The organism is Rhodococcus sp. P4_F3_2, from assembly GCF_056401335.1.
In genome coordinates this window covers 311,410-324,535 of the sequence record NZ_JBFUJN010000005.1, presented here as the reverse complement: position 1 = coordinate 324,535, position 13,126 = coordinate 311,410, and the positions used below count along the sequence as shown (strand labels likewise).

General features: G+C 64.0%; 10 protein-coding genes. 9 read left to right on the top strand and 1 reads right to left on the bottom strand.

Annotated elements, in window-relative coordinates; all coding sequences use genetic code 11:
* Nucleotides 1–25: 25 nt before the first annotated feature.
* Genes AC1DWA_RS07840 through AC1DWA_RS07820 form a run of 5 tightly spaced genes read left to right on the top strand, consistent with a single transcriptional unit; the run spans nt 26 to nt 8,403 of the window.
* A complete protein-coding gene (locus AC1DWA_RS07840; protein WP_019746192.1) occupies nt 26–613 on the top strand; it encodes an NUDIX hydrolase in 588 nt (195 codons plus the stop codon).
* Nucleotides 610–2,964 carry a glycoprotein gene (locus tag AC1DWA_RS07835; RefSeq protein WP_477846531.1) on the top strand — a complete coding sequence of 785 codons (2,355 nt, stop codon included), beginning with the start codon at nt 610–612 and terminating at the stop codon, nt 2,962–2,964. Before AC1DWA_RS07840 ends, AC1DWA_RS07835 begins: the two co-directional genes overlap by 4 nt.
* Nucleotides 2,961–6,959, top strand: coding sequence for a murein biosynthesis integral membrane protein MurJ (locus AC1DWA_RS07830; RefSeq protein ID WP_477916563.1), 3,999 nt, complete (start codon nt 2,961–2,963; stop codon nt 6,957–6,959). Before AC1DWA_RS07835 ends, AC1DWA_RS07830 begins: the two co-directional genes overlap by 4 nt.
* Before the next feature lie 47 nt (nt 6,960–7,006).
* On the top strand, nt 7,007–7,633 hold the full coding sequence (gene sigM / locus AC1DWA_RS07825) for an RNA polymerase sigma factor SigM (protein ID WP_019746195.1): 627 nt from the start codon (nt 7,007–7,009) through the stop codon (nt 7,631–7,633).
* Between the two features lie 53 nt (nt 7,634–7,686).
* Complete coding sequence (locus AC1DWA_RS07820) at nt 7,687–8,403, top strand: hypothetical protein (RefSeq protein ID WP_477846529.1); 717 nt, start codon at nt 7,687–7,689, stop codon at nt 8,401–8,403.
* A gap of 9 nt (nt 8,404–8,412) precedes the next feature.
* On the opposite strand, the gene AC1DWA_RS07815 is transcribed toward AC1DWA_RS07820, so the two are convergent.
* A complete protein-coding gene (locus AC1DWA_RS07815; RefSeq protein ID WP_279163282.1) occupies nt 8,413–8,979 on the bottom strand; it encodes a helix-turn-helix domain-containing protein in 567 nt (188 codons plus the stop codon).
* 98 nt (nt 8,980–9,077) lie between these two features.
* Here AC1DWA_RS07815 and nox point away from each other — a divergent pair, with 98 nt between their 5' ends.
* From nox to AC1DWA_RS07795, 4 genes are all read left to right on the top strand, one after another.
* Nucleotides 9,078–10,289, top strand: coding sequence for a 4,4'-dithiodibutanoate disulfide reductase (gene nox / locus AC1DWA_RS07810; RefSeq protein ID WP_477846528.1), 1,212 nt, complete (start codon nt 9,078–9,080; stop codon nt 10,287–10,289).
* A 131-nt stretch (nt 10,290–10,420) separates the two neighbouring features.
* Nucleotides 10,421–11,428 (top strand): thioredoxin-disulfide reductase, encoded by a 1,008-nt coding sequence (trxB, locus tag AC1DWA_RS07805; RefSeq protein WP_019746199.1) that lies wholly within the window; start codon nt 10,421–10,423, stop codon nt 11,426–11,428.
* Nucleotides 11,429–11,466: 38 nt separating this feature from the next.
* Nucleotides 11,467–11,790: a thioredoxin gene (trxA, locus tag AC1DWA_RS07800; protein ID WP_003942530.1), complete on the top strand. Its 324-nt coding sequence runs from the start codon at nt 11,467–11,469 to the stop codon at nt 11,788–11,790.
* Nucleotides 11,791–11,918: 128 nt separating this feature from the next.
* Nucleotides 11,919–13,109 (top strand): N-acetylmuramoyl-L-alanine amidase, encoded by a 1,191-nt coding sequence (locus tag AC1DWA_RS07795; protein WP_020909860.1) that lies wholly within the window; start codon nt 11,919–11,921, stop codon nt 13,107–13,109.
* Nucleotides 13,110–13,126: the final 17 nt, after the last annotated feature.

The following is a 13,126-nucleotide window of genomic DNA, read 5'->3' as shown; positions in this document are numbered from 1 at the left end:
TGCAAGGCCAACTAGTATCGATGAGGTGTCTGGTGCCGAACGAACAAACAGGAGTCGCCGCAACCCGCGGCGTCGACCTGCCGTCGGCAACCCCGATAAACCTTTGATGCGAACCGTCCGTGAAACTTCTGCGGGCGGCTTGGTCGTCGACGGCTGGGGCGGACCTCCCGAACGCCTCTGCGCTGCACTGATCGGCCGAACCGACCGCCGCGGACGCCTGCTCTGGTCGCTACCCAAGGGCCATATCGAGCAGGGTGAGACGGCCGAACAGACCGCAATGCGTGAGGTCGAAGAAGAAACCGGTATCCAGGGAACCGTCCTGGCACCGCTGGGCAGCATCGACTACTGGTTCGTGACCGAAGGTCGACGCGTCCACAAGACCGTGCACCACTATCTCCTCCGCTTTCTCGGCGGTGAACTCTCCGACGAGGACATCGAGGTCACCGAAGTCGCCTGGGTGCCGCTGACGGAACTGCACAAGCGACTCGCATACGCCGACGAGCGCAAGCTGGCCGAACTTGCATCGCAGATGATCGCTGAAATGCCGCGACCTGAAATGCACCGACCTGAAATCCCGCGAGTACAGCACCCGAAGGAACCGGACGCCGGATGAGAATGGCTCTGCGGCGGGCCGGTGTGGCCGCTTTGGTGATGGCCGCTGTCGGTTTCGGGCCCGCGACGACGGCCGTCTCCTGGGCCGCTCCGTCCAGCCAGCCCAGTGAGCGCGCCCCGGCGCGAAACACCAACGATGCCAAATTTCTGCAGCTGACCATCGACTCCACCGCACCGACCACCGTGACGACAACCAGCGACCGCAACGTCGTGGTCAAGGGCACGGTGAAGAACGTCGGTGACCGTCCCGTCGAGGACGTCGGAGTGAGGCTGCAACGCGCTCCCGCGATCGACTCCAGTTCCGACGTGCGCGCAGCACTCGATTTCGACCAGGCTGTTTTCGACACGGTCGGCGAATTCGACACCGTTGCCACCACCCTCGACACCGGCCAGTCCAAGCAGTTCACACTCACCTTGCCGCTCCGGAGCACGACCGGGTTGTCTCTCGACATCACCGAACCGGGCGTCTACCCGATGCTCGTCAACGTGAACGGCACCCCGGAATACGGCGGGGCCGCCCGACTCGACGACGCACGCTTCCTGCTCCCAGTGCTCGGTGTGCCGGCCGCGGCCGAATCGAACGCCACATCCGGAACACCTAGTTCGTCGGCGACGGCCGTCGTTCCCCCCGACACGTCCGCCCCGATCGGCGTCACGCTCATGTGGCCGCTGGCCGACGCGCCACGACTCGTCGGCGGAATCCCGGGCGCGGTCAACGAACCAGTGCGCCTGATCGACGACGAACTTGCCACCGAACTTTCCGACGGCGGGCGCCTGGACGCGTTGGTCGATGCGGTGGAGAACGCCACCAAGCCCGAGAGCGATACCGATCGCCGCGTCACGGATGCGCTCTGCCTGGCAATCGACCCTGACCTTCTGATCACCGTCGAGAACATGACTCGCGGATACCTCGTGGCCGACAACTCGTCAGATCCCACCGGACCGTCGCACGAAGGCCGTGGCAGCGACGCCGCCAACCAATGGCTCGGCCGGGTGAAGACCCTCGCGTCCTCGATGTGCACTACGGCGGTTCCGTTCGCCCAGGCCGATCTCGCCGCGGTCACCTCGGTGGCCAATCCGGAGTTGACGGCTACCGCGCTCGCACGCCCGGCAGACATCGTCGACAACATCCTCGGCGTGACGTCACTGCGAGATTTCGTCTGGCCGGATTCGGGTGTCCTCGACTCGGCCACCGCAGAGGTGCTGAGCGTGAATCCCACCACAGCGATGGTGGCTGACACCTCCGTCGACTCGGCAGCCCCGCAACTGTCGTCGCGGATAACCGGCTCACTCGACGCCCTTGCGTTCGACACCTCGGCAGCCGCAGCCTTGGCCGCCACCGGCTCGGAGCCGCAGGTCCCGTCGTACATTCCCGACGACACCGCGCCGACCATCGACATCGAATCGCGCAGCGCCCGGCGCCAGGACGCGCTGGGAGCGATGGCGTGGGCCGCGCTGACGCCCACGTCATTGCCGCGCAATCAGATCTTCGCGCCGCCGCAACTGTGGACGGCGGACAGCAACGACGCCACCGCCGTGCTCTCGATGCTCGCGACCCTCATTCGCTCTGGCCTCGCCTCACCTCAGGCCCTGCCCGCACTACTCGGCAGACAACCGGGGGCCACTGACGCCGCCACGCTCGACTACCCGGACCGAGCCACCCAGGACGGTCCGCAGACGTCCGTCGTCGAGACCGCAACCACCCAACTTCCGCGTATCGACGGGCTCGAAGCTTCGCTCGTGGACGATCCGGCGGCTTCGCTCACCCCCCGGGGATTCACGGCGCCGCTCCGCGAAGATCTACTTCGCTCGATGACCTTGGCGGATCGCCGCAACGTCGACTCCGCATCGGTCAATCGGGCGGAGCGCGCTGCGACCATCCGCGCCGACAACGTCACCGACGCCGTCGACGGGATGTACCGGGCCGTCAGTGTGGTGTCGCCGGGCGGCGTCTACACCCTCGCGTCGGGGCAGAGTCCGCTCCTGCTGGTGGCGCGCAACGAGTTGCCCATCGCCATCAACGTCGACCTGCGTGTGGAAGCCCCTCCCGAGATGCAGATCAGTGACATCGGTCCCAAACAGCTGCCACCGCGAGGTAGCCGACAGTTGACTGTGCCCGCGGAAATGAACGATTCTCGCAAGCTGGAAGTCAACTTCTCGCTGACCACGACAGATGGCCGCCAATTGGGTACGCCGACCAGCGTGACCGTACGGTCGAATGCGTACGGTCGTCCCCTGGCCGCCGTGACGGCGACAGCGGGAGGGTTGCTGCTGTTCCTGGCAGGGCGACGGCTGTGGCATCGATTCAAGGGTCAGCCGGACCCAGCAGATGAAGGGTACGAACGCTCATGACCGGGAATCCACCCGAGGAGGGTCGCCGCTCGGCGATCACCCGCAAGAGTGCCACGACCCGTTCGCATCCTCGGATGCCACCGTGGGAGCGCGGCTACCCGATTCAGCCGGTCAACCCCGACGCACGTTTCGACGACGCACCCACCATGACCATCCCGGTGATCCGCGACTATCCCAGATATCGCGAAGCCGAGATGGAATTCGCCGATCGGCAGGCGACCAAGTCGGACGAGTTCGACACCGACGCGCACGCCCTGGTCGGTGATCGTAAGGAGACGAACTCCCGCCTCCTCGCGGCGACGGGTTCCATCGCGATCGCGACGCTGACGAGCCGCATCACGGGGTTCGCCAAGCAGTTGATGATCCTGATGGTCCTCGGCCCGGCCATCGCCAGTTCGTTCACCGTGGCCAGCCAGATCCCGAACATGATCGCGGAGCTCGTCTTGGGCGCCGTTCTGACCGCGATCGTCGTCCCCGTGCTGGTCCGCGCCGAGCGGGAGGACGCCGATCACGGCGAAGCGTTTGTCCGACGCCTCTTCACGGCGTCGCTCGTCCTACTGGGCATGGCCGCGCTGCTCGCGACCCTGGCAGCACCCGTACTCACCAAATACGTCTTCCTGTCCGAAGACGGCAAGGTCAGCACCGACCTGACCACGGCGCTGTCGTATCTACTTCTGCCGGCGATCCTGTTCTACGGGCTGTCGGCACTGTTCACAGCGTTTCTGAACACCAGGCAGATCTTCAAGCCCGGAGCCTGGGCTCCCGTACTCAACAACGTCGTCGTCCTCGTGGTGCTCGTGATCTACCGCCTGACTCCGGGCGAGATCTCGCTTGATCCGGTCTCGATGGGCGACGCAAAGCTGCTCACCCTCGGTATCGGCATCACCATCGGCGTCATCGTGCAGGCAGCCAGCCTGATCCCCGCGCTTCGCCGCGAAAAGATCTCGCTCAAGCCGCTGTGGGGTCTCGACGATCGCCTGCGCCAGTTCGGCGGCATGGCCGTCGCCATCGTCTTGTACGTCCTGATCAGCCAGATGGGCATGATCTTCGCGACCAAGATTTCCTCACATGCCGACGAAGCCGGCCCTGCCATCTACAGCCAGGCCTGGTTGCTCCTGCAGCTCCCGTACGGCGTGCTCGGAGTGACGGTTCTGACCGCGATCATGCCGCGCCTGAGCCGCAACGCTGCGGCCGACGACACCCCGGCCGTCGTGGACGATCTGTCGGTCGCGACACGTCTGACCATGATCACGCTGGTTCCGATCATCATGTTCCTGACCTTCATGGGTCCGCAGGTCGGTGAAGCGCTCTACGGTTACGGCCGCTTCGGACCCGAACAGGCCGAACGACTCGGTACTGCCGTGAGCTGGTCGGCATTCACGTTGATTCCGTACGCGCTGGTCCTGATCCAACTTCGTGTGTTCTACGCCCGCGAACAAGCCTGGACGCCGACGTGGATCGTTCTCGGCATCACTGCAGTGAAAATTGCATTCTCGGCGCTCGCTCCGGTCTTCGCCTCCAACAGCGATCAGGTCGTGATCCTGCTCGGTGCGGCCAACGGTCTCGGATACATCACCGGCGCCGTCATCGGCGGATACCTCCTGCACCGCAGCCTCGGAAACCTGCAGATGGCCAACGTGGGCAAGACAGTCTGGTCCGTCGTACTCGCCTCGCTGGCCGGTTCGCTGACCATGCTCGCGGTCGACCGCGTCCTCGGATTCGATCAACTCACCGAGCGTTTCGGCGGACCCGGCTCGATGGTTCGCGTCGCCGTCGGCGGCATCCTGATGCTCGCGATCACCTTCACGATTCTCTACTTCAAGAAGGTTCCGGAAGTTCTGTCGGTAACGGTTGCGGTCTCCCGCAAGATTCGTTCACTGACAGGTCGCGCCGAACCGGACACACGTAACAACACCGACGACGACGTCACCGAGCTGATTCCTGCAATCAGAACGKAATCAAACGAGCAAGAACGACCGGGTGCGCTCCCGTACCCTGGTCATGGGCGTACAGGATCGCAACCCGCGCGTATTCGGGGACGGGCTATCGATGGAGAAGGAGCGAGGGTGAGCGACGACAACGTTTCCGGCAACAAGAGTGCCGGGACTTCTGCCGTGAAAGCGTCCGAACAGAAGTCAACGGCATCGTCGGGCACACCTGCATCCACGAGTTCCTCCGCATCTGCCGGCCAGAAGCCACAGCAGGGCCAGAAGCCACAGCAGGGTCAGAGGCCACAGCAGCCCGCGCAGCGGCCGGTGCAGAAGGCCGCACCGCCGGTGCCTCCGGTCAGTGTGTCGAAGACACCTTCAGCACCTGTGTCGAAGACACCTTCAGCTCCCGTGTCGAAGACACCCGCGTCGAAGACGCCTGCTTCGGACAAGAAGGCACCCGAACCTCAGAAGACGGCTGCAGCTCAGACACCGCCGCCCGCTGCGCCTCGCACACCTGCCGCCGGATCCGCAGCACGACCGGCCCAGCGACCGATGCCCCGTGGACCCAAGCTCATCCCGGGCGCATCTGTCGCCGGCGGACGCTACCGTCTGCTCGCGCCGCACGGCGGAACCCGCGGACTGCAGTTCTGGGAAGCTCTCGACGTCAAGCTCGACCGTGAAGTAGCCCTGACGTTCGTCGACGCCGATCAGCGCGGTGACGACGACAGCCAGTCCGGACCGCAGGCAGTTCTCTCGCGCACACTGCGCCTGGGACGAATCAACTCGCCTGGTCTGGCTCGCGTCCTCGACGTCGTGCGCGGAAGTTCGGGCGGCATCGTCGTCGCCGAATGGACTCCCGGTCGCTCGCTGCGTGAGATGGCCGAGACCACGCCGTCACCGATCGGTGCAGCCCGCGCCATCCGTGCCCTGGCGGCCGCTGCCGAAGCTGCCCACCGCACCGGCGGCGCGTTGTCCATCGATCACCCGGACCGCGTTCGCATCAGCATCAACGGTGACGCCGTACTGGCGTTCCCGGCGACGCTTGCCGACGCCGATTCCACCAGCGACGTCCGCGGTCTCGGCGCCATGCTGTACTCGCTCATCACGGCGCGCTGGCCGCTCGCCGAACCGTCCGCCGGTCCCGCCGGTGGTTTGCTTCCCGCCGGCCGCGGCGCCGACGGCAACATCGTCGAGCCTCGGGTCGTCCGTCCGGAGGTTCCGTTCGACATCTCGGCCGTGGCAGTTCGAGCGTTGCAGTCGGAGAGTGGAATCCGCACTGCTGCCACCGTGCAGCACATTCTCGATCAGGCGTCCGTCGTCAACGACAAGACGGAAATGATTCCGGCACTTCGTCTCGGCCACCGCGAACAGGGAGCGTCGGGTCACGCACTGAACGACCCCGAAGCCATCGAGGCCGAGAAGAAGAAGTCGACGCGGATGCTCGCGGCACTGACGGCGCTCGGTGTCTTCACCGTGATCGTCCTGATTCTCCTTGTGGTGTGGGTAGCGAGCTTCCTCTCGGGCGGCAGTAACGACACCCCGCTCAGCGAGCAGAGTTTCGGCTTGACCACCGAAGCTACTGCGCCCGAGAACAATTCACCTGCCCCCGCACCGGCGGCCGCAACCGTGCCGGTAGCCGCCTCGGCCGTAACGGTGTTCTCGCCCCAGGGCACGCCGGATCAGCCGGCAACGGCGAAGAACGCCATCGACGGCAATCCGGCCACCGCATGGTCGTCGGACTCGTACTTCCAGCCCTTCCCGTCCCTGAAGAACGGCGTCGGCCTGATGGTGACGCTCGCCGATGCGGCCAACCTGAAAAACATTGCGATCACGTCCGATTCGCCCGGAACCGTCGTTGAAATCCGTTCTGCCCCTTCTGCGAACACTTCGCTGGATCAGACCAAGGAAATCGGATCCGGTGTACTGAAGAACGGTGTGACCGACATTCCGCTCTCGTCAGACGGCTCGGGTCAGTATGTCCTGGTTTGGATTACGCAGCTCAGCACCGAATCCGGACAAAACCAGACATCCATCTCGGAGATTGCATTCACTGCTGCAAAGTGATCGCCCTTGGCCCTTCTGAAACCTACCGACTGGGCTAATATCCGCCCGTGCACAGTTATCGGGGGGGCACCGGGGGCGGAGCCGGAAATTTCGAATCCAGAAGTTTCGAGAACAAGAATCTCGAGCCGACGGATTTCGAATTGTTGACCGCTCATGTCGCGGGCGATCGACACGCGTTCCGTGAACTACTGGTCCGGCATCAGGATCATCTGTGGCACGTTGCCCGGCGTACGAGTTACTCGGACGAGGACGCGGCAGACGCACTCCAGGAGGGTCTGCTCTCCGCGCACCGCAAGGCGGCGAAGTTCCGCGGCGATGCGGCGGTGCGTAGTTGGCTCCACACCATCGTGGTCAATGCCTGCCTTGACCGGATCCGACGCAACAAATCGCGGGCCGCGTTCTCTCTGTCTTCCGAGAATGCGGAGGAACCCCGTGATCACCGCGATTACGCGGCGGGAGTGGACATGAGCCTGACCGTCGAACAAGCGCTGGCATCGCTGCCCCCTGAGCAGCGCGCTGCCGTCGTCGCCGTCGATGTCGAGGGGTATCCGGTGGCCGAGGCCGCCGAGAGGTTGGGCGTGCCCGTAGGGACCGTGAAGAGTCGCTGCGCCCGCGCGCGCAAGCGCCTCGCCGCCCAGTTGGAGGACTTTCGCGAAGGCGGGAACCATTCGTGAACCGGCCGCGTCCTATCTTGTAAGCGTCCACACCGACTGCCGAGGGAGGGTTCATGACAGATCCGTCTGTTCGCGTTCCGTCGCCTCCGTTTTCGGAGGACCTCTTGGCGGATCTTCACGCCGGGGTTCTCGATCCCGAAACCAGTGCAGCTCTGTGGCCGCTGGTACACGCAGACGCCGACGCCCACGCATTTGTCACTACTCTCGACAGCGTCACAGCATCACTCGCGACACTGAACTCGCGCGAGGCCTCTCACGAACGGATTCCGAATTCGCTTGCCGAGCGAATCAATTCGGCACTGGATCTACAGTCCGGTCAGGACGAGCTGTCAGCAGAGACTACCGTCGTGCCGTTCCGGCGACGCCCACAAGCGCGGCTGCTCGGTGCCGCAGCAGCCGTGTTGGCGGCCTTCGTGATCGTTGTGATCGGAACCCGAGATTCCGAGCCTGCCGAAAGCGTTGTCGCTCAACCAAGCACATCGGTGACATCTGCTGTCGACGATCCGGATTCGGCGTCCCTGCTTTCACTCATCGGATCCAAAAACCTTGGACCACTGGATGATCCGTCCAAGCTTGCCGGCTGCCTGAGCGCCAATGGCATCGACGAGGGCAGGCCTGTGCTCGGTTCGGGTGAGGTTCGCATCGACGGTGCACCGGCGATAGTCCTACTCTTCACAGGATCGCAGCCGCGTCAGATCACTGCACTCACTGTTGGCATCAGCTGCAGCGACGGGAATCCGAATACGTTGTCGGTCAAAAACATCGGCTGACTTCGACGGTCAGCGCGGTATTGCCGCGGGTAGCAGGAGCTCGAGGATTCTCCCACGCAATGCATCCGTATCGTCCTCGACCGCTATCAGACTCGAAAACATCGCTGCTCCGGCCGCCAATACCAGCACGGCCTTGGCATCGAGCAGTGCCGATTCGGGATCGTCAGCATTTTGAAGGAAGAGTTGTGTGCTCGGCCCACTGAAACCGCGCCACAATTCGTTGCGTAGGTCGTCATGGTCGCGCAGCGCAGCCAGCAGTCCCGGCGACGCGGCGCGAACCTCGGGCCGCGAGAACAGCTGAGCACTTCCCTCCACCACCCAACGGATCCAGCCGTCACGGTCGGTGCCCTCGAACGGTGTCAGGTCTGGTGTCGCACCCAGGATCGACCCGAGAACTAGATGTGCCTTCGACGGCCATCGTCGTGACATCGAGGCTCGGCTGACCCCTGCCCGTGCCGCGATCGCCCGGAGGCTGAGTTGCTCCCATCCGACCTCGAGGAGCATCGCTCGGGTGACCTCGAGGACTGTGTCGTCGATGCGTGGGTCTCGTGGGCGACCTGATCCTGTGGCGTTCATCGTGTCGAATTGTCGGACAGATTGGGAGTAGGCGCTATATCGTCGTAGTTACGAGTCCACTGGCATCGTAAAGATCAGGCCGCCGCAGGAAGTTGAAAATGACCACAGCGCCCACACCGTCGATATTCGAACCCGCACGTCTCGGCCCTCTGACCTTGCGCAACCGCATCGTCAAGGCTGCGACGTTCGAGGGCGTCATGCCGCGGGGAGCGGTCTCGGACGATCTGATCAACTTCCACGCCGAAGTCGCCCGGGGCGGGGCCGCGATGACCACCGTCGCCTACTGCGCCGTCTCACCAGGTGGACGAGTCCACCGCGACACCCTTGTCATGGACGAGCGCGCACTGCCGGGACTACGCAGACTGACCGACGCCGTCCACGCCGAAGGCGCGCTTGCCGCGGCGCAGATCGGCCACGCGGGACTGGTTGCCAACACGCTTTCCAACAAGACGAAGACTCTGGCGCCGTCGACCCGGCTGAGTCCGCCCGCAATGGGCCTCGTCAAAGGCGCGACACTTGCCGAACTCGACGATGTTGTCTCCGACTTCGAACGGACCGCCCGCGTCGCAGTGGACGCAGGATTCGACGCCATCGAGGTCCATCTCGGTCACAACTATCTACTCAGTTCGTTCATGAGCCCCAATCTGAACAAGCGCCACGACCGATACGGTGGCAGCGTCGCCAAGCGCGCCGAGTATCCGCGTCGAGTCATCGAAGCGGTGCGAGTGGCCGCTGGATCCAGCGTGGCGGTCACCGCGAAATTCAACATGTCCGATGGGGTGCCGAAAGGTCTGTGGCTCGACCAGAGCCTGCCGATAGCCCAGATCCTCGAAGCCGACGGCCACCTGGACGCGATGCAATTGACCGGTGGCAGTTCACTTCTCAACGGAATGTACTTCTTCCGCGGCGAGGTCCCACTGGCTGAGTTTGTCGCCTCCCAACCCAAACTCGTCGGGTACGGGCTGAAGTTCTACGGTCCCAAACTCTTTCCGACGTACCCGTTCGAGGAGGGTTTCTTCCTGCCCTTCGCCCGCCAGTTCCGACAGGCGCTGAGGATGCCACTGATCCTGCTCGGCGGCATCAACCGCGTCGACACCATCGAGCACGCACTGGATGAAGGATTCGAGTTCGTCGCCATGGCGCGCGCACTGCTCAGGGACCCACAACTGGTCAACAAATTTCAGGCCGAGAGCGTCGACGAGGGTCTGTGTATCCACTGCAACAAGTGCATGCCCACCATCTACACCGGCACGCGCTGTGTGGTTCGGGACGCGCTGGTGGTTCGGGAGGCACCGCGCCCCACCCAGTGAGTCCCGCGCTGTGAGCTGCCGGCTGTGAGCCACTTTCCAGCGGAGTGCGGGAACAACACCCCTTATCCTGGTGTTGATCGGTACGGCTCTCCAAGAAGCGGAGGGTCTGCACTCACTATTGGAAGGCTCGCATGACCACCCAGCTGGAAACCACGCCCGCGGTCCATGACGTCATCATTGTCGGTTCCGGACCGGCCGGCTACACCGCTGGTGTCTACACCGCGCGCGCTGAGCTCCAGCCCCTGCTCTTCGAGGGAACCCAGTTCGGTGGCGCCCTCATGACCACCACCGAGGTCGAGAACTTCCCCGGATTCCGCGAAGGAATCATGGGCCCCGATCTGATGGAACAGATGCGCGAGCAGGCACTGCGCTTCGACACCGACATCCGCACCGAGGACGTCGAGGAGATCGATCTCAGCGGCCCGATCAAGACGGTCGTCGCGAACGGCGAAACCTACGCCGCGCACGCGATCATCCTCGCCATGGGCGCGGCAGCCCGCTACCTGGGCATTCCCGGTGAAGAACGCCTCCTCGGCCGCGGCGTCAGCGCCTGCGCCACCTGCGACGGCTTCTTCTTCCGTGACCAGGACATCGTCGTGGTCGGCGGCGGCGACTCCGCGATGGAAGAAGCAACCTTCCTCACCCGCTTCGCTCGCTCGGTCACCCTGGTGCACCGCCGCGAGGAGTTCCGCGCCTCACGGATCATGCTCGAGCGCGCCAAGGCCAACGAGAAGATCCGCTTCCTGACCAATGCCGAGCCCGTCGAGGTGCTCGGTGAGAACAGCGTCACCGGCCTCGTCGTGCGCGACACCGTCACCGGCGAGACCTCCACACTCGAGATCACCGGCATGTTCGTCGCCATCGGCCACGACCCGCGCAGTGAACTCGTCAAGGGCCAGGTCGATCTCGACGACGCCGGATACGTGCGCGTCGCTCCCGGTTCCACCGCGACCTCCGTCGACGGCGTCTTCGCTGCCGGTGACCTGGTCGATCACACGTACCGTCAGGCGATCACCGCTGCCGGCACCGGATGCTCCGCAGCAATCGACGCCGAACGCTGGCTGGCCGACCGCGGCGACATCACCGCCAACACGCTCGACGCAGCCGGCCACACGGTCGACGTCGTCGGCGCTCCCTGATTCACCAAGCTGTCGTACCCAACCCTCGAGGAGTAACAGTGTCGAATACCGTCACCATCACCGACGATTCCTTCAAGCAGGACGTCCTGGGCAGCGACAAGCCCGTTCTGGTCGATTTCTGGGCAACCTGGTGCGGCCCGTGCAAGATGGTCGCCCCGGTCCTCGAGGAGATCGCCGGCGAGAACAGCGAGAAGCTGACCGTCGCCAAGCTCGACATCGATGCCAACCCCGCGGCCGCGCGCGATTTCCAGGTCATGTCGATCCCGACGATGATCCTGTTCAAGGACGGCAAGCCGATCAAGACGATCGTCGGCGCCAAGGGCAAGGCCGCGCTGCTCAAGGACCTCGCAGACGTTCTCTGACGGCTGGGTGAGCATCGTGGATTCTCGCAATCCACAGAATTTCTGAGATAATCGATCGATGTGCCTGATCGGGTCTACGACCAGGCACATCGATCGAATTCGTTAACCGATCCGAGAGGCTTTCACGCATGCACAGACTCCGACACGGCGATCACGGCCCGGCCGTCGCCGAGATTCGGGGCACATTGACGAAGCTGGGATACCTCCATCACGGAACTTCCGGCATTCGACGTGAAAGCGCCGACGGTGCCCACTGGGTTGCACCCGACGCCATCTTCGATCATCAACTCGACAGCGCCGTTCGTGCCTTCCAGCAGCAGCGTGGGCTTCTTGTCGACGGCATTGTGGGCCCGGCAACCTATCGGTCACTTCGTGAGGCCTCGTACCGCCTGGGTGCCCGTACGTTGATCTACCAGTTGTCCGCGCCGCTGTACGGCGACGACGTCGCAGCGTTGCAGGCAAAACTGCAAGATCTGGGCTTCTACGCCGGGCGGGTCGACGGTTTCTTCGGTCCGCAAACCCACGAATCTCTCTCGTCTTTCCAGCGTGAAATCGGGATCGCTGCCGACGGTATCTGCGGACCGCAGACACTCCGTTCGCTGGAACTTCTGGGAACCCGCGTCACCGGTGGTTCCCCACATGCGATCAGCGAAGAGGAACTGGTGCGGCGTAAGGGCCCGCAGCTTGGCGGTAAGCGCATCGTCATCGATCCCGGCCTCGGCGGGCCGTCGACGGGCAACATCGTCAACGGCATCTCCGAAGCTGACATCCTCTGGGATCTGGCCATGCGCCTCGAGGGGCGGATGGCTGCAACCGGGATGGAAACTTTCCTCTCCCGCCCGCACAACGCCGATCCCACCGAGGCTGAGCGCGCACTGACATCCAATGCGTTCGACGCGGATCTGATGATCTCCCTGCGTTGCGACAGCAACTCGAGCCCGTCGGCAAACGGCGTCGCGAGCTTCCACTTCGGAAATTCGCACGGTTCGGTCTCGATGATCGGGCAGGTGTTGACCGGTTTCGTTCAGCGCGAGATCGTTGCGCGAACTCCGTTGCGGGACTGCAGAACTCACGGTCGGACGTGGGAGTTATTGCGCCTCACCAACATGCCGACGGTGCAGATCGATCTGGGCTACCTGTCCAACGCGTCTGACGTTGCGGTACTGACGAATCCGCGAATGAGGGACACCATTGCCGAAGCCATCTTGATCTCCGTCAAGCGGCTGTACCTGCTGGGTCAAGACGATCAGCCGACCGGCACCTTCACCTTCGCCGAGCTTCTCGCTGAAGAACTTTCGGTAGCCGACCGCATTTCGTAGGTCCTGCGGTCGGCACC

Bases quoted from the DNA above. Each gene is read 5' to 3' on its own strand.
- AC1DWA_RS07835 (WP_477846531.1), top strand. From the start codon at position 610: ATGAGAATGGCTCTGCGGCGGGCCGGTGTGGCCGCTTTGGTGATGGCC.
- AC1DWA_RS07795 (WP_020909860.1), top strand. From the start codon at position 11,919: ATGCACAGACTCCGACACGGCGATCACGGCCCGGCCGTCGCCGAGATT.
- nox (WP_477846528.1), top strand. From the start codon at position 9,078: ATGACCACAGCGCCCACACCGTCGATATTCGAACCCGCACGTCTCGGC.
- trxB (WP_019746199.1), top strand. From the start codon at position 10,421: ATGACCACCCAGCTGGAAACCACGCCCGCGGTCCATGACGTCATCATT.
- AC1DWA_RS07815 (WP_279163282.1), bottom strand. From the start codon at position 8,979: ATGAACGCCACAGGATCAGGTCGCCCACGAGACCCACGCATCGACGAC.
- AC1DWA_RS07820 (WP_477846529.1), top strand. From the start codon at position 7,687: ATGACAGATCCGTCTGTTCGCGTTCCGTCGCCTCCGTTTTCGGAGGAC.